Source organism: Acinetobacter sp. Colony158 (genome assembly GCF_019264745.1).
GTDB classification, from domain to species: Bacteria; Pseudomonadota; Gammaproteobacteria; order Pseudomonadales; family Moraxellaceae; genus Acinetobacter; species Acinetobacter ursingii.
The window spans coordinates 1,465,238-1,487,559 of record NZ_CP078523.1 but is presented as its reverse complement, the minus strand read 5'-3'; the positions used below and the strand labels follow the sequence as shown (position 1 = coordinate 1,487,559).

Genomic DNA, 22,322 nt, shown 5'->3' with positions numbered 1-22,322 from the left:
TCAGAATAAAACTTATTTTTTAGCCGCTTCGATCGCTTTGATCACTTCTGCTTTAGCGACATCAGCACCTTCCCAACCACTGATTTTTACCCATTTGCCAGGTTCTAAATCTTTGTAATGAGCAAAGAAATGTTCAACTTGGTTAATCAAAAGCTGTGGAAGATCCGTATATTCTTTGACATCTTTATACAATGGCGACAATTTTTCATGTGGAACAGCAATCAATTTTGCATCGATTCCGCCATCATCTTCCATGTTCAATTTACCCACTGGACGGCAACGAATCACAGAACCCGCTGCAACTGGATAAGGTGTCACGACTAAGACATCTAATGGATCACCATCTTCTGACAATGTATTTGGCACATAACCATAGTTCGCTGGGTAGAACATTGCTGTACCCATAAAACGATCTACAAATAATGCATCTGAATCTTTATCAATTTCATATTTGATTGGCGCAGCATTGGCTGGAATTTCAATGATAACGTAAATATCATTAGGTGCATCTTTGCCCGCAGGGATATTGTTGTAGCTCATAGCAACACTCTTTTAACGGTTAAACCAGATTTAAATCGCGACGATTATAACGGTTTTCTGAGTCAAACTGCGTCGTTTATACAATTTGGCAAAGGATTTTTTCATATTCCTGACCAATTTTAAAACCATCTCTAAACGCCTAGATATTTATGATTTTATAGCAAGCGAATAATCAAAAGTAACAGTGAAATAGGACATAACATCGACAATAACCAGATAATTGAGCGCAAGGTTGCCCAATTAATCAAATAGCAAATCCCGTAAAGGATGCGTAAAATCAGATAAGCAATTCCGAAGGTCATGATAATACTTTGCGGTAAAACCATATACTCCGCCATGAGTATCGCCGCAATAAATAACGGTAAACTTTCAAAACTATTTTGCTGTGCAGCATTGGCACGTGCAGCAATGCCGGTGCTTTTTGCAAGAAATTCACGCGGATTTTGATTATCTTTCGCCTTAAACCCCGCATTAAACTTGGCAATTATGGTAAATACATAAGGCAATAAACATGCTGCCAAAATTAGATAAATAATGCCGTTAATGCCCTGCATAATCTCATTCTCAAGATGTATTTATGGAAAATGCCTTATCATAGCATGGTGTTTTGTATGGAAATTCGCTTAAATAGTGTGTTTTTATAAATAAGATGATCAAGCGAGACCCTACATGAGCAATTCTGATCAGGATCACATGTTCAACATACTGGACAAACAGCGCAAAAACCAATTAAAGGTTGATCGCATCTTGAAGATTGTTCTGCCGCTGACTGCTTTTTTACTCAGTGTGATTTGTGCCAATCTTAACTGGCAATCGACCTTAGGGACGTTTGTGATTTTAACCCTTGCTTTTTTAGCAGTGGGGATCCAACGTCAAAACCTATGGATCTGGTTATTGGTTTTGGTGGTATATTGTGGACTAGATAATTATCTCAGTTTTGGTCAATTTAACTTAATTGCGCTGCGCTTACAGCTGGGTTCAATGCTGCTGTTTACATTGATTATTGGGATTGGGCGACCTTATATCGATCGCTGGTTCATGAAATCCTCAGTTTAATTTTACTCATAAAAAAACGCCTGAACATTCAGGCGTTTTTTTTAATGCTCAGATCAGGCACTTTTACGCAAATCTTTACGCAGGATTTTACCTACATTCGATTTTGGCAATTCATCCATAAACTCCACATAACGCGGACGTTTATAACCTGTTAGATTTTCTTTAGCAAAGCTCAAAACTTCTTCAGTCGTAAGTGAAGGATCTTTTTTCACCACAAATAGTTTTGGTACTTCACCAGATTTTTCATCAGGCACACCAATTGCGGCGACTTCCAAAACTTTTGGATGTTTTGCGACAACTTCTTCAATTTCGCTAGGATAAACGTTAAAGCCAGACACCAAAATCATATCTTTTTTACGGTCTACAATTTTAACATAACCACGGCTGTCCATGATACCAATATCACCCGTACGGAAGAAACCATCAACAGTCATGACTTTTGCGGTTTCATCTGGACGATTCCAATAGCCTTTCATGACTTGTGGACCACGAATCGAGATTTCACCTTGTTCACCCAAAGCAACTTCATTGCCATCATCATCTAAAATCGCAACTTCAGTTAATGGTAATGGAATACCAATCGTACCGCTGAATTCTTCTGATGCAGGTGGATTCGCTGTTGCCACTGGAGAAGTTTCAGACAAGCCATAACCTTCAATGATGTTAGTGCCTGTAATTTTTTTCCAAGCTTCAGCCGTTGACGGAAGTACCGCCATACCACCACCCATCGCCATTTTCAATTTGCTGTGATCCAACTGTTTGAATTCTTCATTATGAACCAATGCATTGAACAAAGTATTAACCGCAGGGAAGAATGAAGGCTGATATTTACGTAATTCTTTAATCACGGCTGGCAAATCACGTGGGTTAGGAATCAGAACATTGGCCTGTCCTTTGTACATGCCATACATGGCACACACCATAAATGCAAAAATGTGATAAAGCGGCAATGCACAAAAAATACGATCATTTTTATCGCCATCTTTGTCACCAAATTTACTTTGGAAGATACCGTCGCATTGCAGCATATTTGCAACAAGATTACGATGGGTCAGCTCAGCGCCTTTAGAGACACCCGTTGTTCCACCTGTATATTGGAGGACAGCCGTATCACTTAAAGTTAAACTTGGACGCTTATAACTGTTTGGACTGATTTTATTCAATGCTGTATTGAATTTGATATGTCCTGGAATATTCCAGTCAGGAATTTGTTTACGTACTTTGCGCAGTACAAAATTAACCAAAGTCCCTTTCAATGTACCCAGCATATCGCCAACTGAAGCGACGACCACATGCTTAACAGGTGTTTTACCAATAATACTTTGATAAACGCTCGCAAAGTTTTCCACAATGACCAGCACTTCTGTACCCGAATCATTCAACTGATGTTCAAGCTCACGTGCTGTATACAATGGATTGACATTAACCAACACCAAACCTGCACGGAATATACCTAAAGCCACCACAGGATATTGCAATACGTTTGGCATCATCACCGCGACACGCGAACCTTTTGCCAAACCCAAACTTTGTAAATAGGCAGCAAATTTACGGCTTGCTTCTTCCAATTCACTGAAAGTTAGGACTTTATCCATAAAGATAAAGGCATCACGTGAACCAAACTTTTGAAAATTACGTTCAAATACATCATTTAATGAAGTATTTTCTGGGGGTAATTCTACTGTTTCTGGAATCCCTGTTCTGTGGTACTCAGCAAACCATATTTTTTCCATAACGCCATTATCTCCAATCAGTAATCCTTAAATCACAACTGTTTATCAACGTGTAAGCTTTTTTTAGCTGATCTGCGCCTACACATTGCATTCATTTCCGCGAATATGGGCTATATATAGCCTAAATATCGCAGCAGATGCCAGAACTATCTCTGAATCAACAGTCTATTTGCTTTTTGATATCCTCGTGGTAAGAGTTGCCCCTTCGTCGCACGTTTACCAGCATACTTGAGGAGATCATCACCTTTTAATTTTAATTGTTGCTGTCCTGCAACCACCTGAATTATTTCATTTAAATTCATAGCTGTCATGGACAAAATCTGTTCTTTGCTATCAAGTTGTATCAACTTGTTACCCTTGCCTTTATTGAGTATTGGCAATTCTGACATTTCAACAATCAATAAACGTCCTGCGGAGCTAAGAATTGCAACATGGGTTGCATCCTGCACAGGAATGAGTGGTAAAGCATGTGCTTGTTCAGAGACGCTCAAGAACGCTTTACCTGCTTTGGCACTGGTATCCAGTTGTTTGACCTGACTCTTAAAGCCGTAACCTGCGCTACTCGCCGCAATCAACTCCTGTTCATCATCGCCAATATAAACCTGTATAAACGACACACCATTGGCTGGCGACAACTTGGAGCTTAAAGGTTCACCCGAGCCTCTAGCAGAAGGTAAATTCGCAATTGGTAATGCATAGCTTCTCCCCGTTTCATCCAGAATATAAGCGCGCTGATTTGATTTACCAACGGCATGACTTAAGTATTGATCACCTGCTCGATAGTTCAGATTTTCTGCATCCACGTCTGCGCCTTTGGCACAGCGAATCCAGCCCGCTTCAGATAAAACCACGGTCACGGTTTCAGCAGGCATGAGATCCTGCTCACGAATTTGTACCGCATCTTCACGTTGAACAATTGGAGAACGGCGATCATCACCAAACTTTTTCGCATCTTCTTTGAGTTCTTTAATAATCAGATTTTTCAGCGACTCTGGATTATCCAATTGTTCACGAATCACAGCGGCTCTGGCTTCAAGTTCTTCTTGTTCACGGCGAATTTCCATTTCTTCAAGTTTAGCCAAATGTCTTAGCTTTAACTCTAAAATCGCTTCTGCCTGTATTTCATCAATGCCAAAGTGTGCCATTAACTCTTGTTTAGGCTGATCTTCTTCACGGATAATGCGAATGACGGTATCAATATCCAGATAAGCAATCAATAAACCTGCCAAGATATGTAAGCGTTTTTCAATTTTATTAAGATGATATTGTAAGCGGCGAGTGACGGTTGCCTTACGGATGTCAATCCATTCCAGCAAAATACGACGAATCGATTTGACTTGCGGACGACCATCTGCGCCAATCATATTTAAATTGACACGATAACTGGATTCAAGATCCGTGGTCGCAAACAAATGACTCATCACCGCTTCTGCATCGACCCGATTGGAACGCAATACAATCACTAAACGGGTTGGATTAGTATGATCCGACTCATCACGAATATCACTCACCAAAGGCAGTTTTTTGGCCTGCATTTGATCGGCAATCTGGGTAATCACTTTGGAACCTGACACTTGATAAGGCAAATCGGTAATGACGATTTCACCCTTTTCAATGTGGTAAATGGCTCTTACTCGATAACTGCCCCGACCTGTTGTCTGTATCTTGAGCAATTCATCGCGCGGGGTAATAATCTCAGCTTTAGTCGGTAAATCTGGTGCTGGAATATATTCAGCCAGTTTTTCATCCGATGTTTCAGGGTTACGAATCAGGGCAATGGTGCCTTTGACCACCTCTCGCAAATTATGCGGTGGAATATCCGTTGCCATGCCGACTGCAATGCCCGTCGTGCCATTTAATAAAATATTAGGAACACGCGCAGGCAAATTGACAGGCTCTTTCATGGAACCATCAAAGTTATCCTGCCAGTCACAGGTGCCTTGCCCAAGTTCACTTAATAATAATTCGCTAAACGCTGAAAGCTTAGCTTCGGTATAACGCATGGCAGCAAACGATTTTGGATCATCAGGGGAACCCCAGTTACCTTGCCCCTCAATCAAAGGATAACGATAACTAAACGGTTGTGCCATGAGTACCATCGCTTCATAGCAAGCAGAGTCACCATGCGGATGATATTTACCGAGTACATCACCGACTGTACGTGCAGATTTTTTCGGTTTACCACTATGTTTTAGCCCCAGCTCACTCATGGCAAAGACAATACGTCGCTGCACAGGTTTTAAACCATCACTAATATGTGGCAAGGCACGATCCATGATCACGTACATGGCGTAATTCAGATAGGCTTGTTCAGTAAATTCAGCAACGGAACGGTTTTCTGTCGCATGGTGCGCAAGGCTGGACATATTCGGAAATGATCCTAATCAATTTTTCTATTCATGGATATGCTAAGTGGCAGTGCTTGAGGATACAAGACCCTGTAATCATGCACTGCGTCAAATCATGTCTTATGGACTAAAACTATCCATTTTATGCAGTATGTTCAACCTCTTTTTATTGTTATAAGCCAATCGACTCTAATGTTTTTCCTTGAGTTTCTTCACCGAGAATAAGCACTACTGCTGCCACAGCCAACAAAACCACAGTAAACATCATAAAAACGTGATGAAAACCATTTTGTGCCACCATCATCTGTGTGACCACCAAAGGTGCTGCGATTCCACCTATACGCCCAATCGCGGATGCCCAACCAGAACCAAAAGCACGAATATTGGCGGGATATTGCTCTGGCGTATACGTATAAAGTACGCCCCACGCGCCGAGGTTGAAAAAGGACATTAAGCAACCCCAGAACATAATCATATTGACGCTCTGCGCCTGACCAAAAAAGTAGGCTGAAATCGCACAACCACCAATAAAGCCTGCAAGAGTTATCTTACGCCCCAAACGTTCTACCAACCATGCCGCTGCGATATAACCAGGAAGCTGCGCCAAAATCATAAATAAAACATATTCAAATGACTGAACGATGCTATAACCTTGTTTCACCAACAAACTTGGTAGCCACGTAAAAATCCCGTAATAAGAATAAACGATACCAAACCAGATCAACCATAACATCAAGGTGCGTCGTGCAAACGGTGACGACCATAATTGGATAAAAGAAACTTTGCGCTGCTGTGCAACAGGTTTTACTTCAATTTTTTCAACCACAGCAATCCCAGCTTGTTGCTCAAGCTGTTGCACCAGTTCATGGGCTTCATCAATGCGCCCACGGTTGATCAAATAAGGAATCGATTCGGGTACTTTTTTTATAATCACAAAGACATATAGTGCAGGTAAACCACCGAGCAAAAATGCCATATGCCAACCGAATTTTGGAATGACAAAATAAGAAATCAGTGCAGCCACCAGCCAACCTAATCCCCAAAAACTTTCCAACAAGACGATAAAACGACCACGTACCTGTGCAGGTACATATTCACTGACCAGTGTTACAGCAACAGGGAGTTGTCCACCCAAACCAAGCCCAACGATAAAACGGCAAATCAATAATGACGTCAGGTTGGGCGCAAAGGCACAGGCGGCGGTCGCAAGGCTATACAGCATCAACGTGCAGGCAAAAATGGTCTTGCGTCCAAAACGATCTGCCAATCCACCTGAAAATACGGCTCCGATCGCCATGCCAACAAATCCGATACTCACGATCCAACCGCTTTCCGCAGGGCTCAGCGCCCAATCTTTCACCAATGTCGTCATAATAAAAGCAATGATGCCCGTATCCATCGCATCAAACATCCATCCCAATCCCACCACGCAAAGCAAGGTATAGTGGAACTTGCCAATAGGTAAGTTTTGTACACGAGAGACTAAATCCATAGACTGAGCAACCTTGAATCTTGAGCTTAATTTTTATTGATCGGTAGAATAATAGGTTTTTTTCATCATTAGGTAGATCCTCTTTTTTCATGAAGAAATAAAAAAGAGACTGATAAAAAAATCTAATATAAACGTATTTTTACATCAAAGTTCAAATTATATTTTTAATTTTCAGCATTTAAGTTAAATGTTATGTTTCGGTTTAAGTCAGCGATCATTTCTAAGCTATTTTCAATTATTTTAGCGCTGCTTTGGTTAAATTTAACACCTTTAAATCTTTCAACAAGGGCTGACCGACATTGGCATGAATCGGATAATCCTCGACTTGCATCGTGAGCTGATAACCACGCCTTTGATAAAAAGCCAACAATTCTTTCCGTGCTGAAAGTACAGACATCTTAAAGCAATGAACTGAATATTTTTCGATTAAATAGTATTCCACAGCCTGAAGTAATTGTTTACCGATCTTTTGATTTAAACATTCACATATATAAGCTATTTTCTGACATATGATACGCGAAAACGTCATCTGCAACTGTCCGAGCCAAGAACCATCTAAAAAAATCCGTTTCTGCGATACATTGGATAGAAAATGCTATATGGCGAGTTTTGCAGATGACAATGGTTTTGCCTACTTTTGCCAAAACAAAAGTAGGCAAAACCGAAGGTTAAATTGTTGCCTAAAGATAAAAAAGCTTTGTTGAATCTTATATTTATTAATGTCGATCTGTAGAAGACGCAGAATCACTGTCATCATCCTGATAAATAAATTTCGGCATTTCCAGACCGAAATAAATCGCAATACAACGTAATGCAAAGCCAAAAACCAGTGTGAAAATCACCGTGAGCTCAAGTGACATGCCAATTTCAAGACAGACCCAATAACAGATCACCGCGACAAAAGAAATACTGGCATACAATTCACGGCGAAACACCAAAGGTACATCATTACACAAGATATCGCGCAAAATACCGCCAGACACTCCCGTCAATACCCCTGCAACTGCCGAGACAATAAAACCATGTCCCATTTGCAATGCAATCTGACAACCAATAATGGTAAATCCAATCAGCCCTAATGCATCGAGTAATAAAAAGATATTGCGTAAATGGCGCATCCATTTGGCGATTAAAATGGTGATAAACGCTGCCGCACAAGTCAACATCAGATACTCAGGATGCTTGACCCAAGTCAGCGGATAATGTCCCAACAGTACATCACGTACTGAACCACCGCCAAGTGCCGTCACACAGGCAATCAACATCACCCCAAACCAATCCATACTGCGCCGACCAGCAGATAACGCACCTGTCATCGCTTCAGCCGTGATTGCAATAATATAAATAATGGTGAGTAACATTGCCCTTCATCCACGTCGGGGAAAAGATGGCAGATATTCTACGGTAAACTTATAAGAATTGTGCACAACACTGTTTAAATTTTTTAGCTGAACCACAAATACACGGTTGTTTCATGGTGATGTGCTGATCTGTAGTCGGATCAAGGAAATACCATTGCTCTTTATATTGAACAAAATATGAAAGTTCATGATGAATCTGCTGTTGTGTCCCATCATGATAATGTGCCTTAAACTCAACGGATGCATGGGTTTTGTCTAACTTTGGCTGATGCTGTATCACTTCCAGTTTGAGCCATTGATTTTGACGGCTCCAATCGGCAATAGCGGCTCGATCCAGACTAGCCTGTTGACCGAGTGCTGTCGTTTCGATCAAATAATCAATCTGTTGCTGTGCAAAAGCACTGTAGCGTGAGCGCATAAGCTGTTCAGCCGACTGTGCCACTGCTTGTTTTAAGTGCAAAGGCTCACAACAGTTTGCATAATCACCCTGACCACAAGGGCATTGAATTGCTGAACTCATAGCGCTCTCGATTATAAAAAATTCAGTATGAAAAATAGCCCACTTAAGGGCTATTTCAATAATCACTACTTAACAATACCTAGCTGAAACATCAATCATTTTTCTGCGACGATGTTTCATCTACAATCACATGGACTTTCTCAATTTTATGTCCATCCATGGTGACCACTTCAAAAATATAGCCATCCGCATGAACCTTTTGACCATTTTCAGGCAAACGCCCCAAGTGAAATAGGATATAGCCAGATAGAGTCGAATATTCTTCGGTTTCATTGACCAGATCACGATTCAGCAATAATGAGACATGACGAATGTCGGTTGAGCCTTCCAGCATAAGCGAACCATCTTCCAGACTTTCAGCAATGGCTTCAAGTTCATCTTCATCTGGGAACTCACCTGCAATTGCTTCGAGTACATCGATTGGGGTCACAATACCTTCAATCGAACCATATTCGTTAAGCACAATCGCCATTTGTAGTGGCGCTTGACGTAATTGCTCCATCACCATCAATACCTGCGCATTTTCATGCACAATCACAGGTTCACGTAAATGGTGACTAAAATTAATGGCCCCTGTTTCGATATATTCGTTTAAGACTTTATGGGTAAGCGCAATGCCTTCGATATTATCCAGTTCACCTCTGGCCACAATCAAACGCGAATGAGTCATAGATAACAAGCGCTGTTTTAAGGCTTCGGGTTCTTCTTCCAGATCAATCCATTCCAGTTCAGGCCGCGGGGTCATCACAGATTTAGCAGGTCGCTCCGAAAGCCCTAACACGCCCTGTACCATCACACTGTGGTAAGCGCCATTCTCTTCATCAAACATCTCATCGGCAAAGGCTTGGGTCGCCAGTACATCTTCTTTTTCGTTTTGCGAATTGTCACTACTGCCTGCGCTATTTTTACCACCCAGCATTTTTAAAACCGCAGAGGCTGTCCGATAACGCAAGTCAGTCGTGGTGACTGCTTTTTCCTGATTATGACGCATGGCTTGATTCGCCATTTCGATCAACACGGCAAAACCAATGGCGGCGTATAAATAACCTTTTGGAATATGGAAACCAAAACCTTCCACTACTAGCGAGAAACCGATCATCATCAAAAATGCCAGACACAGAATAACCACGGTCGGGTGTTTATTGACAAATTCCATCAGTGGCTTGGAAGCCCACAGCATGATTCCGACCGCGATAATGACTGCAATCATCATCACGGAAAGATGTTTGACCATCCCTACCGCAGTAATCACACTATCCAGTGAGAATACCGCATCCAACACTACAATCTGTACGATCACCATCCAGAAAGTGGCATGTACTGGATTTTCTTCTTTCTGAAATTGTTTACCTTCCAAACGTTCATGCAATTCCATGGTGCCTTTAAATAATAAAAACACACCACCGAACAGTAGAATCAGGTCACGCCCAGAAAAAGGATGATCAAAAATATAAAATAAAGGACTGGTTAAGGTCACCACCCAAGCAATTGAGGCCAATAAAATCAGACGCATGCCAAGCGCCAGAATCAAACCGACAATACGTGCGGTATTACGCTGCTCAGGAGGTAATTTTTCAGCCAAAATGGCAATAAACACCAGATTATCGATACCCAGAACAATTTCCAGAATCACCAGTGTGGCAAGACCCACCCACGCAGAAGGATCAGACATCCATTCAAAAATCATAGACAAGTCTCCGACTGCGATGTGAGATTGTTCTTATTCTGAGGCAGCGCGATATTTTTCTCGCTAAAAATAAGGCTAAAATTTTGTTGTATAGACAAAGAAAAAACGAAGTGACGACAACCACTACCCATGGGCATAAATTTGTTGTTAAACAGGTTTTCAGTATAGGCAAGATTTTTTAAAAATTCATCTTTTTTTAAATCATCATTAGATGTCCGTCACCAACCCGATACAAAGCCTTGCAAAGTTTATGCACCACACGCATAAAGTTGTCATATTTCTTGCTTAATGTAGTGAAGTAGAAATGAACGTGATAAGGTAAAACGAAAACGAGATGAATAGCGTAGTAGAAATGACAGCAGATCTGAATGTAACTGTAAAAACAACTCAACCTTTAATTGCTTTATATTGTGGATCACGTAGCGGAAACAAACCGATTTATCGAGAAAAAGCCATTGAGCTGGCGCAGGGTATTGCTGAACAGGGCTTTGGCATTGTGTATGGCGGTGCCAGTATTGGGCTCATGGGACAAGTCGCCGATACAGTACTGGAACATCATGGTGAAGTGGTCGGTGTCATTCCAGAGTTTATGCTGGATTATGAAGTAGCACATGCGCAATTAACCGAATTGCATGTAGTACACACCATGCATGAACGTAAGTCCATGATGGCCGATCGTGCTAGCGCTTTTGTTGCACTCCCAGGTGGTTTAGGCACGTTTGAAGAAATTCTGGAAATTGCCACGTGGGGCCAATTGAACCAGCATCAAAAACCCATGATTTTATATAACGTGAATGGTTTCTATAATGCCTTGATCGCTCAACTTGACCATGCCGTTCAGGAAGGTTTTTTACCTCCTCAACATCGTGCCAAGCTGATCGTCTGTCACTGTATCGAAGAAATTTACACTACCATTAAAAACTTAAACCAACCAAGTCGTTTTGTAGTTTAAGGTTGCTCATTTGATCGAAATGATACATGCGGATTTTTAAAAATCCGCATGTTATTTAAAAGAACCCAATAAAAATAAAAACCTAATGCTTCAACAGCAGTCCAACAACCTTTTATCTGATTTTATGCTACTTTTAGGCAAAGCCCTCTGGATTTGTCTTCACGTCAATGAATGCTGCACCTACGTATCAAAAATTACAGCCTGAATTTCGATTATTGGTATTTCTGGTTTCCATCGGTTTTTTTATGCAGGCGCTGGATACCACCATCGTCAACACGGCTATTCCTTCAATGGCGCACCATCTCAATGAAGATCCGCTACGAATGCATGCTGTGGTGGTTGCCTATGTATTAACCGTTGCAGCGTGTATTCCTTTGAGTGGCTGGCTGGCAGATCGTTTTGGTGTAAGAAATACTTATTTTGCTGCAATTATTATCTTTACGATGGCATCGCTCGGCTGTGGGCTTTCGCAAACACTCAATCAATTAATTTTATTTCGAATCCTGCAAGGGGTTGGAGGTGCATTATTGCTGCCCGTCGGGCGACTGGCCATGCTGAAACTGATTCCACGTACCCAGTTTTTGGCGGCGATGAGTTTAATGAGTCTTGCTGGACTGATTGGCCCACTCATTGGTCCTACACTCGGCGGTTGGTTAGTGGAGGTTGCCACATGGCACTGGGTGTTCCTAATCAATATCCCAATGGGCATCTTAGGTATTCTGGTCACTTTCAAAGCCATGCCCAATGCCACTGAACCTACAGTCAAAGCATTTGATTTCAGTGGTTTTGTCTTGTTAGTGTTCGCAATGGTCGGCCTCTCTTTAGGCATTGAGCATTTGGCCAGCCGTGAATATTCCAAATGGTTCAGTATTGGTTTACTAAGTACAGGATTCATTGCGGCTTTAATTTACGCCCATCATGCACATACCCATCAAAATGCGCTGTTTCGTAGTGATTTATTTAAAAACAAAATTTATGCGATTGGCGTATTAGGCAATTTTTTTGCGCGTTTTGGTGGCAATGCCGTGCCTTTTATTTTGCCTTTGATGCTACAGGTCGCTTTTGGCTTTGAACCTTTTTATACAGGTTTACTCATGATCCCTTTGGTGCTTGGGTCTTTATTTTCAAAGCCTATTATTCGCCCCATTATTCAAAAATTTGGCTATCGTCATGTATTGCTTACCAATACTATTTTGGTCGGTGCCTGTATTGCCAGTTTTGCCCTGATGACAGCAGAGACACCTATCTGGCTACGTGCCATTCATTTCTTTATTTTTGGCACTTTAAATTCCATCCAATTTGTATCGATGAACACCTTAACCCTAAAGGACTTATCTCAGCATGATGCCAGTAGTGGTAATAGTTTTTTATCGATGATCATGATGTTGTCGATGAGTATCGGGGTGGCACTGGCAGGTACATTGATTAACTTTTTTACTCAATCTTTTGGAACTCAGCATCTCACCACAGCATTCCATGCGTCTCTGATTTGTTTGGGATGTATCAATATTATTACTGCGCTGGTGTTCTCACGTATTCCATCTAACACGTCCGTTTAAATAGATTGCATTTTCATCATGGTATATCTTTTGAGTTCAAGCTAAGATGTAAATTCAATGATTAATCTTATTGCTATGCCAAAAACGATCAGCTCTCGAACATCTGCATATATCCCCTATTTGGGTGGAGGACTGGCCGCTGTTGTCATGGCAGCCTTGCTATATGTCGGGGTGTTTTATCATCGTCAGGCATCTGCGCAGGATTATCCAGTACAAGGGTTTGATTTATCGCATCATCAGGGGGATATTCAATGGTCAAAAATTTCTCCTGAAAAATTTCAGTTTGTGTATTTAAAGGCAACTGAAGGTGGTGACTTTAAGGATTCTAAATTTCAGGAAAATTGGCTTAAAGCGCGGGAACGTGGCTTTCATGTCGGTGCGTATCATTTTTATCGCCTCTGTCGGGATGGACAAATTCAGGCGCAAAATTTTATTGAAACTGTGCCAAAAAAACTCGATGCACTTCCTCCTGTCATTGATCTGGAATATGACAGTAACTGTATTAATACCTATACCAAAGAGCAGTTACTCGAAGAAATCAAAGTGATGCATGATCTTTTAAAAAAGCATTATGCTAAACAACCGATTTTTTATGTTTCAAAAAGCTTCTATCACATTGTATTGCTTGGAAGTTTTAAAGATACACCGCTCTGGATTCGTGATTATCAGGAAAAACCGCAACTGAAAGATCAACGCGACTGGATGTTTTGGCAACACACCAATCAGGGGAAGATTCAAGGCATTACCAAACCAGTAGATTTAAATGTGTTCTCAGGCTCGCAGCGCCAATGGCAATATTTTATCGAGCAAAATAAACAAGCGCCAAAACCATGAGTATGCGTAAAATCATTCATATCGATATGGATGCGTTCTATGCCTCAGTCGAGTTACGGGAACGCCCAGAGCTAAAGCATTTGCCTGTGGTGATTTCATCACACCATCCACGAGCGGTGATTGCAGCAGCCTCATATCCTGCACGTGAATTTGGTTTACGTTCGGCTATGTCAATGGGACAAGCCCGTAAACTTTGTCCTGATGTCATCGTGATTGAGCCTAATTTTGAAAAATATCGCGCTGTTTCAGCACAAATTCATCAGATCTTTCAGCAATATACAGCAATCATTGAACCGTTATCTTTAGATGAAGCTTATCTGGATGTCACTGAAAATTTTAAAAATCTACCCAGCGCCACCGATGTTGCGATTCAAATTCGTCAAGATATTTTGAAAGTCACAGGACTTACGGCTTCGGCGGGTGTCGCCCCAAATAAGTTTTTAGCCAAAATTGCCTCTGACTGGAATAAACCTGATGGTTTATGTGTGATTAAACCAAGTCAGGTGCAGGCTTTTATTCAGGACTTACCCTTAAAAAAAATTCCGGGAGTTGGTCGGGTCACACAGGAAAAATTACAACAGCTTCAGCTTGAAACATTGGGCGATTTGCAACAAATTGAGGAAAATGTACTGATCCACCATTTTGGTAAATATGGAAAACAATTGTTTCTCTATGCGCAAGGCATTGATCATCGGACAGTGCAGGCTGAACGGGAACGTCAGCAAATATCCAAAGAAACCACTTTTGATGGCGATTTATATCTGAATGAATGTCTGGCCTATTGGCCTCCACTGGCTGAAAAAGTCTGGAATAATCTACAACACAAACAACTGACTGCACGTGGTGTCAGTATTAAACTTAAACTCAAAAACTTTCAAATCTATCAGCACAGTAAAAGCTTTAAACGCCCCATTCAGTCATTTGCAGAACTTTTGGATATTTTACAGGTTCTGCTTTATGAAATGCATTTACCTGCCGAATTTCAATACCGTCTGATCGGTATGGGCGTCTATCAACTCGCCCCTCAAGCTGATGAAAATCAATTATCACTTTGGTGATCTGCCGTTTTTTTATTCAAATGTGCAAAAAATCAACCTTTATCCCTTTCACTTCTGTTTTATTTTAGAGTAATCTAGCCTCGCAAATGCATTTACCCATGTATCTGCGGTTATGCTAAAACCTTACCTTTATTTTTAGCATGCTGTCCTGTAGTGAGCGCGACGAAAAAATCCGAATATTACAGGGCAACTGGTTTTAAAAAACATGGGATTCCTCTTGCATGCCCGCATCTTATTCTCCTCCCTCGCAAGCGCAACGCGCTCGTAAAGCCGCATTTAGTAGTTTCATTGGTGCTGTGGTCGATTGGTACGATTTTCTTCTTTACGGTATTGTTGCTGCACTGGTTTTTAATCATCAATTTTTTCCCAACGTCAGTCCTGCAATTGGCACATTGGCTGCATTTGCGACTTTTGGTGTCGGTTTCTTATTTCGTCCACTCGGTGGAATCGTTTTTGGTCATTATGGTGACCGTCTAGGTCGTAAAAAAATGCTGTTTCTCACAGTGTTTTTGATGGGTACTGCAACCGTTTTGATCGGTTTACTGCCTAACTTTGCAAGTATTGGCTGGTGGGCGCCTGTATTGCTGGTTTTACTTCGTGCTATTCAAGGATTTGCTGTTGGCGGTGAATGGGGTGGAGCTGCGCTCATGGCTGTTGAAAGCGCGCCCAAAGGCCGTAAGGCTTTATATAGCAGCGGTGTACAGATCGGTTATGGGGTTGGGCTCATGCTAGCTACAGGCAGTGTCTCATTGGTCATCTATCTGTTTGGTCAAGATGCTTTTGCAGACTGGGCATGGCGTATTCCTTTTCTAGCCAGCATAATTCTGGTTTTATTTGCGTTATGGGTACGAGGTGGGCAAGAAGAGTCACAAGAATTTGTAGAAAATGTCGTCAAAGCGAAACAACAGCCTGTGAAAATTCCATTGTTTGAAGCGGTGCGTCAAAACCCCAAAGGCTTTTTTTATATTATCGCTTTGCGTTTGGCTGAACTACTGACCATGTATCTGGTCACCACCTTTGCCTTAAACTATTCCACTAAAAATTTAGGCATGTCCTCCAGTTTATTTTTAAATATTGGTCTGATGGTCGGCGCGATTAGCTGTTTTACCATTCCCTTCTTTGCCCATATTTCTGATCGATTTGGTCGTCGTCGTATGTGCGTGATGGGTGGGTTAATCGGAGCAGCGTGTGCATTTCCATTTTTCTTTGCCTTGGAAAGTGGCTCAACACTCTGGATTGTACTCTTTGCAATTTTGTTGGCCAACCTTTCTCACGATATGGTGGTCAGTGTACATCAGCCTATTTTTACAGAATTATTTGGTACAGCTTATCGCTATAGCGGTGCAGGTGTCGGTTATCAGGTGGCCAGTATTGTCGGTGGAGGTTTCACGCCTTTTATTGCCGCAGCACTGGTAACACTGGCACATGGACAATGGCACTATGTTGCTGTTTATTTAACAGTAGGTTGTTTACTCACGACTTTGGTTGCAGCCCGAATGAAAGCCCACGTACAATCAGACGTATCTTCTGAATATATACAGGCAAAATAAATGAGCGTTCAACGTTTACATGTGAGCAAACGTTTTTCTGAAATTGCAATTTCAGGCAATCTTGTGCATCTAGCGGGTCAACTTGCGGAAGATTTGAGTTTGGATGTTCGAGGTCAAACCCAACAAACACTTGACTTGATCGATCAATTTCTGGCAGATGCAGGCACAGATAAAAGTCATATCCTATCTGTAATGATCTTTCTGAAAGACATCGAAAATGACTACGCAGGCATGAACGAGATCTGGGATGCATGGTGCGCAGATATCCAAGCGCTTCCACGTACCTGTGTCGAAGCAAAAATGTATCGCCCAGATGTTCTAGTTGAAATGACCGTGGTTGCCGTTAAACCTTAAGATTGCTGACGGTATCAAGCTTAAAATTGCGCTGTTGAACAGGCAATGTAGTCAGCGAATGAGGTTGTGAATAGCGTGTGAGCAGTTCACATTCAAATTGCTCACGCAGCTCATTTAATTCTGGCACAGTGTCATAACGAATGACCCGATAGCCTGCTAATTCCAATAATCGGTCCTGATAATAATCAGCATGAATGCGTCTGGCATGGCTTAAATCAGCAAAAGCCACTATTGCAAAGACCTGATAATTTTTATCTAATAACACAAAGTCAGCCACCATAGATTGATACTTACTCCGCGTTCTTAAAAACTTTGTCGTGAGTAAGGCATCAAATGAAACTCGCGCCAATACCGTGAACTCTGGAAATATTTGTTTTAAACGTGAAAAAAATAGTTGTTCATGACTGCTCATCACAGCGCGACGTTTTAAGGCACTGTCATAAATTTGTTCACGCTTAAGCCCTTTATAGGCCATCACTGAAATCAGCAATAATATGCTAATTGCTAAAAAATAATACATGAGAATCAATCCTTTAATATTTTTTATAGTTCGGTTTCAAGACCGATTTGTTCTACTTCACCTGTTTGTTTTTCATCTTACAGGTTTCCATTTCCTCTAAATTAAAAGTTTATATTCTTTTAATCAAGTTAGACCAAAGCCTAGAACACCATTCCATGGTTCCTATCATCATAATAAATTAAACTCGAGATGCAAGTGTTGTATATCGGATATTCTCTATATCAAAGGATGTCATATCCTAGATATCCTGATGTATTCATTTTATTTTTTCTTAAATGACCCGACATCAATCTGATGAGTAAAGTTTTGTATATGTCTGCTTGGATTATCATCTAAACCGAATTAAACGCGGCCTTATAAAATAATATGGATCATAAAAGTCTATCTCATATAACATTAAAAACTCTATGAATAAAAAAAAAGCACTTCAGATCATGAAGTGCTTTTTTCAAAATGGATAAATTTAAGCGCGCGTCTTATTTTTTGATTTTGATCTAGATTTGGATGCATCAAAAGGCTTTTTTTGACCTGTTTCACGCGGAGGTAAACCTGTGTGCTGTGTCAAAATTTGACCTTTTTGTGGACGTTTCGCTGACTGATGTGATTGTGGCTGTGATTGAGCGCTACGTTTAACCGAATCGCCCGCATTACTTGAATTCTTCTTACGTGCAGATTTATATTCACCTTCTGCCGTGCCTTGCGGTTGGTAGGTCGGAATCAAATGCTGTTTGGAGTTACCAATTAAATCAGCACGTCCCATTTCCTTTAAAGCTTCACGTAATAAAGGCCAGTTGTTTGGATCATGATAACGTAAAAAAGCTTTATGCAAACGACGACGTTTCTCACCTTTGACAATATCTACATTTTCAGTATAACGCGCCACTTTGGACAGCGGGTTTTTTCCTGAATAATACATAGTTGTCGCGGTGGCCATCGGTGACGGATAAAAGGTTTGTACCTGATCGGCACGGAAACCATTTTTCTTGAGCCAAACAGCCAGATTCATCATGTCATAATCGGTCGTACCCGGATGCGCTGCGATGAAATAAGGGATCAAATATTGCTCTTTACCGACTTCCTTACTAAACCGTTCAAACATTTGTTTAAAGCGATCATAGGTTCCAATCCCCGGTTTCATCATTTTTGAAAGCGGGCCTTGCTCAGTATGTTCAGGCGCAATTTTTAAATAACCACCGACATGATGCTGCACCAATTCTTTGACATATTCTGGATTCAATACAGCCAAGTCATAACGTAAACCAGAGCCAATCAGGATCTTTTTGACCCCTTTAATAGCGCGCGCTTTACGATAAAGCTGTACCAAAGGTGTGTGGTCAGTATGTAGATTTTGACAGACACCCGGATACACACAAGAAGGTTTACGGCAATTCTTCTCAATTTCTGGATCTTTACAGGCCAAGCGATACATGTTGGCGGTTGGACCACCTAAATCAGAAATAATGCCTGTAAATTGCGGCGCAGTATCTCGAATTTTTTCAATTTCACGCAAAATCGAGTCTTCTGAACGATTTTGAATAATCCGCCCTTCATGCTCTGTGATCGAACAGAAGGTACAACCGCCAAAACAGCCGCGCATAATATTGACTGAAAACTTGATCATATCAAAGGCAGGGAAACGCGCATCCCCATAAGCTGGATGTGGCAATCGCGCATACGGTAGATCAAACACATAATCCATTTCCTCTGTGGTTAGAGGAATTGGAGGTGGATTAATCCAAACATCACGTTCACCATGACGCTGTACCAGAGCCCGCGCATTTCCTGGATTGGTTTCAAGATGAAGAATACGGTTGGCATGTGCATAGAGGACTTGATCATTTGCAACTTCTTCAAATGACGGCAAACGAATCACCGCTAATTCACGCTGTGGTAATTTATGCTTAATGGCTTTGGATGGTGCAGGTTTTAATTGCACGATTTGTGTATTTTCATCCAGTTGATCGCCTTCTCTTACCACTGGATTAGCCACAAATTCCTTTTGGAAATTTTGATATTGCGCTAAAGAGTTGCCTTTTTCTTTTTCAACTTCGCAACCATCAATATCCTCAGTCATCACATAAGGATTAATAATGGGATCAACCCGACCAATACTATCCACATCATTACTGGCAATTTCGACAAATTGCGCTTTGGATGCTTTATTGTGTTTATTGATAATAAAAGCCGTACCACGGACATCAGTAATCTCGTGAACTTTTTCACCTTTGGCCAAACGATACATCACCTCGATAATGGCACGTTCACCATTGCCATACATCAATAAATCAGCCTTCGAATCCATCAAAATTGAACGACGGACTTTGTCTGACCAATAATCATAATGCGCAATACGACGCAAGCTGCCTTCAATTCCCCCCAGTAAAACAGGCACATCAGGAAAAGCTTCACGGCAACGCTGGCAATAAACAGTTGCCGCACGGTCGGGACGCTTATTCGCTTCATTGTTTGGAGAATAAGCATCATCCGAACGAATTTTACGATCTGCGGTATAACGATTAATCATCGAATCCATATTGCCTGCGGTCACCCCCCAAGCAATAGTAGGTTTTCCTAACACCCGAAAGCTCTCGACATTGGTCCAGTCAGGCTGTGCAATAATCCCAACACGATAACCTTGCGCTTCCAATACACGACCGATGATGCCAGAAACAAAAGATGGATGATCAATATAAGCATCACCACACACTAAAATAAAATCGCAAGCATCCCAACCCAGCTGATCCATTTCTTCACGTGACATCGGCAAAAATGGCGCAGGTTCAAAACACGACGCCCAATATTTGTCGTAATCAAACAGCGCTTTTGGCGCGGTCTGCATAGTATAGGCAGTAGACATAGCTTGCGATTCTCGGCTTGCTGAAAAGGAGGGGTGACATCAAAGATGAAAGCCGATCATTTTAACATGAATTTCATTCAGTTTAGAGAATTATAAAAATTGAATAAACAAGGAGATAACAATTAATTTGCTTATTTTTTAAACTAAAACCTAATTTACATAAGCTCGCGATCAGTAGCGATTCTATTTAACCCGAATCGCGGATAAGTAATTGACTTGAAAAATAAGGGGACTAGAGCCATCAGTTAAGTTACCACACCAAACCTAAAGCTCTAGCCCTGATGTTTAATAGTACCGAATTATTCTGCATCATTGATGATTTCTTTCTTAAATTTGAAGCAACTTACTGGAAGTTTCTCAAACAAAGTCGTCGCTCTGTAAGAATTCGACCAGCCCAGCTGAGTCTCTCAGAAATACATTTTATCGCTATTTGGTATAAGTGTTCTCATTTCAACAATTTCAAAGCTTTCTTTTCATGGTTGAAGCAGGATAAAAATCATTTATTTAAACGCTTACCCTGTTACCAAAGGATGATTCACCTGATCAATATGCATCAATTAGCTTTACATGCTTTACATGTCGCTTTGATGAAAGGTGAATACAAACAATATTTATGGATTGATTCAACGACTCTGCCTGTCTGTAAAAATCAGCGTATTCAGCGTCATAAATCATTAGCCAAGATTGCATCTCGCGGTAAAAGTTCAATGGGATGGTTTTATGGCTGTAAGTTACATATCGTGATGAATCAATTCGGTGAGATCGTTAGCTCAGGCTTATCTAATGGGCATGTTGCTGACATAAAAATGGTTGAACAATTGGTTGAAGGCCTAGACGCAAAGCTTTATGCAGATCGTGGCTATATCAGTCAAAATTTAAAAAGCAGGTTAAAAAATCAAGGTGTTGATTTGATTACTTACCATAGAAAGAACATGCAGGCTATTCAACTCTGTTTATCAGATAAATATCATTTAAAACAACGCAATAAGATAGAGACGTTATTCAGCTTATTGAAAGGACAATACAATTTAGTGACGAGTAAAGCACGTAGTATTCATGGATTTCTTAGTGGAATTTATGCATCGTTATGTGCATATCAATTAACTCATCGGAATAAGCCAACAATTCAAGTTATGGAATCATTAGCTTAAGCAGGATTCGGGTTATTTACAGAGTTAAAGTTGCTAGATGATTCAAGACTAAACAACTCCTTTTCTATACGGGAAATCAGATGTTGTTTAACCAAATGATGAATACGCTGTTTTGGATAACAACGACTTAATTCGATATGTCCAACCTGAATACTTCGATCAAAAATAATATTTTCAATACTCTGATGATCCCTTGAAGATTGAATTAAATTATCTCGATAGCAACGATCAGCCCCCAAAGGATCACTTAATGAAAAGAAATTTAGACTTTTCAATACATTCTCGGGAATTTGGCGTGGATTATACCCCCATTGTTTGGGTAATAATCGTCCTTTACCCCCTGCTGCAATGGTAACCAGTAAATCCACGGGATATTGTAGACGTTTAAGTGCCTGAGCCACTTTGACCGCCTGAAAACCGCCTTGACTATATCCAATTAAAACTATTTTTTGTTTTTTACTCTGATTTAAGTCAATAATTTGTTTGGTAATTTTTTTAGCTGACGGTAAATGTCCATATAATTCTACATTCGGATAACCCAATTCAGCTAAATAATGCAACCAATGACGTTGCATGTGTTCACGTGCCATAAACCCATGAAATAAAAAAATCTTTAAATTTTGTTTAGACATTTTTTGAATCAACCAGAGCAATAAAATATAACTTAATCTATTTACTGATGATTCACTATGCCCTAAATGACAGGCCGAACTGAGTAAAATGATAATCATCGATAAGGCCAAGTTGGTG

At 40.8% G+C, this 22,322-nt stretch carries 20 protein-coding genes; 8 read left to right on the top strand and 12 right to left on the bottom strand.

From position 1 onward, the window contains the following. Window positions 1-12: 12 nt before the first annotated feature. The gene (ppa, locus tag JR005_RS06035; protein WP_004995387.1) at window positions 13-540 is read right to left on the bottom strand and encodes an inorganic diphosphatase; all 528 of its coding nucleotides are present in this window, start codon (window positions 538-540) and stop codon (window positions 13-15) included. A gap of 155 nt (window positions 541-695) precedes the next feature. Continuing rightward, window positions 696-1,094: an MAPEG family protein gene (locus JR005_RS06030; protein WP_005001756.1), complete on the bottom strand. Its 399-nt coding sequence runs from the start codon at window positions 1,092-1,094 to the stop codon at window positions 696-698. Window positions 1,095-1,209: 115 nt separating this feature from the next. On the opposite strand from JR005_RS06030, the gene JR005_RS06025 reads away from it, so the two are divergent. Beyond that, window positions 1,210-1,596 (top strand): hypothetical protein, encoded by a 387-nt coding sequence (locus tag JR005_RS06025; protein ID WP_005001754.1) that lies wholly within the window; start codon window positions 1,210-1,212, stop codon window positions 1,594-1,596. Between the two features lie 53 nt (window positions 1,597-1,649). Here the strand turns inward: JR005_RS06025 and JR005_RS06020 are convergent, their stop codons facing one another. The 7 genes from JR005_RS06020 to JR005_RS05990 form a co-directional block, all read right to left on the bottom strand. Next, window positions 1,650-3,329 (bottom strand): long-chain-fatty-acid--CoA ligase, encoded by a 1,680-nt coding sequence (locus JR005_RS06020; protein ID WP_005001752.1) that lies wholly within the window; start codon window positions 3,327-3,329, stop codon window positions 1,650-1,652. A gap of 146 nt (window positions 3,330-3,475) precedes the next feature. Then, the gene (gene parC / locus JR005_RS06015) at window positions 3,476-5,695 is read right to left on the bottom strand and encodes a DNA topoisomerase IV subunit A (RefSeq protein WP_218665718.1); all 2,220 of its coding nucleotides are present in this window, start codon (window positions 5,693-5,695) and stop codon (window positions 3,476-3,478) included. 154 nt (window positions 5,696-5,849) lie between these two features. Then, window positions 5,850-7,169 (bottom strand): MFS transporter, encoded by a 1,320-nt coding sequence (locus tag JR005_RS06010; protein WP_005001749.1) that lies wholly within the window; start codon window positions 7,167-7,169, stop codon window positions 5,850-5,852. 235 nt (window positions 7,170-7,404) lie between these two features. Beyond that, the gene (locus JR005_RS14625) at window positions 7,405-7,566 is read right to left on the bottom strand and encodes a hypothetical protein (protein WP_228128593.1); all 162 of its coding nucleotides are present in this window, start codon (window positions 7,564-7,566) and stop codon (window positions 7,405-7,407) included. Window positions 7,567-7,885: 319 nt separating this feature from the next. Next, window positions 7,886-8,530, bottom strand: coding sequence for a trimeric intracellular cation channel family protein (locus tag JR005_RS06000; protein WP_004995394.1), 645 nt, complete (start codon window positions 8,528-8,530; stop codon window positions 7,886-7,888). A 49-nt stretch (window positions 8,531-8,579) separates the two neighbouring features. Beyond that, window positions 8,580-9,050, bottom strand: coding sequence for a YchJ family protein (locus JR005_RS05995; RefSeq protein WP_005001743.1), 471 nt, complete (start codon window positions 9,048-9,050; stop codon window positions 8,580-8,582). Between the two features lie 91 nt (window positions 9,051-9,141). After that, the gene (locus tag JR005_RS05990) at window positions 9,142-10,737 is read right to left on the bottom strand and encodes a TerC family protein (RefSeq protein WP_005001741.1); all 1,596 of its coding nucleotides are present in this window, start codon (window positions 10,735-10,737) and stop codon (window positions 9,142-9,144) included. A gap of 334 nt (window positions 10,738-11,071) precedes the next feature. Between JR005_RS05990 and JR005_RS05985 the strand changes: the two genes are divergently transcribed. The 6 genes from JR005_RS05985 (at window position 11,072) to JR005_RS05960 (ending at window position 17,044) form a co-directional block, all read left to right on the top strand. Beyond that, entirely contained in the window at window positions 11,072-11,689 is a 618-nt protein-coding gene (locus JR005_RS05985; RefSeq protein ID WP_005001740.1) for a TIGR00730 family Rossman fold protein, read from the top strand. 167 nt (window positions 11,690-11,856) lie between these two features. Further along, window positions 11,857-13,248 (top strand): multidrug transporter subunit MdtD, encoded by a 1,392-nt coding sequence (gene mdtD, locus JR005_RS05980; RefSeq protein ID WP_218665717.1) that lies wholly within the window; start codon window positions 11,857-11,859, stop codon window positions 13,246-13,248. 75 nt (window positions 13,249-13,323) lie between these two features. Then, window positions 13,324-14,082: a GH25 family lysozyme gene (locus JR005_RS05975; protein ID WP_026039947.1), complete on the top strand. Its 759-nt coding sequence runs from the start codon at window positions 13,324-13,326 to the stop codon at window positions 14,080-14,082. 2 nt (window positions 14,083-14,084) lie between these two features. Further along, window positions 14,085-15,140 (top strand): DNA polymerase IV, encoded by a 1,056-nt coding sequence (gene dinB, locus JR005_RS05970; protein ID WP_035271762.1) that lies wholly within the window; start codon window positions 14,085-14,087, stop codon window positions 15,138-15,140. Window positions 15,141-15,361: 221 nt separating this feature from the next. After that, complete coding sequence (gene shiA, locus JR005_RS05965) at window positions 15,362-16,690, top strand: shikimate transporter (RefSeq protein ID WP_218665716.1); 1,329 nt, start codon at window positions 15,362-15,364, stop codon at window positions 16,688-16,690. Then, the gene (locus JR005_RS05960) at window positions 16,691-17,044 is read left to right on the top strand and encodes a RidA family protein (RefSeq protein ID WP_010588827.1); all 354 of its coding nucleotides are present in this window, start codon (window positions 16,691-16,693) and stop codon (window positions 17,042-17,044) included. It begins immediately after the preceding gene. On the opposite strand, the gene JR005_RS05955 is transcribed toward JR005_RS05960, so the two are convergent. Both JR005_RS05955 and JR005_RS05950 read right to left on the bottom strand, forming a co-directional pair. Then, window positions 17,034-17,564 (bottom strand): DUF2726 domain-containing protein, encoded by a 531-nt coding sequence (locus JR005_RS05955; protein ID WP_218665715.1) that lies wholly within the window; start codon window positions 17,562-17,564, stop codon window positions 17,034-17,036. The genes JR005_RS05960 and JR005_RS05955 overlap by 11 nt on opposite strands. Window positions 17,565-18,027: 463 nt before the next feature. After that, on the bottom strand, window positions 18,028-20,421 hold the full coding sequence (locus JR005_RS05950) for a YgiQ family radical SAM protein (RefSeq protein ID WP_218665714.1): 2,394 nt from the start codon (window positions 20,419-20,421) through the stop codon (window positions 18,028-18,030). A gap of 281 nt (window positions 20,422-20,702) precedes the next feature. On the opposite strand from JR005_RS05950, the gene JR005_RS05945 reads away from it, so the two are divergent. After that, window positions 20,703-21,572: an IS982 family transposase gene (locus JR005_RS05945; RefSeq protein WP_151831476.1), complete on the top strand. Its 870-nt coding sequence runs from the start codon at window positions 20,703-20,705 to the stop codon at window positions 21,570-21,572. On the opposite strand, the gene JR005_RS05940 is transcribed toward JR005_RS05945, so the two are convergent. Next, the coding region (locus JR005_RS05940) for an alpha/beta hydrolase (RefSeq protein WP_228731760.1) at window positions 21,569-22,322 on the bottom strand (754 nt) is incomplete at its 5' end. The genes JR005_RS05945 and JR005_RS05940 overlap by 4 nt on opposite strands.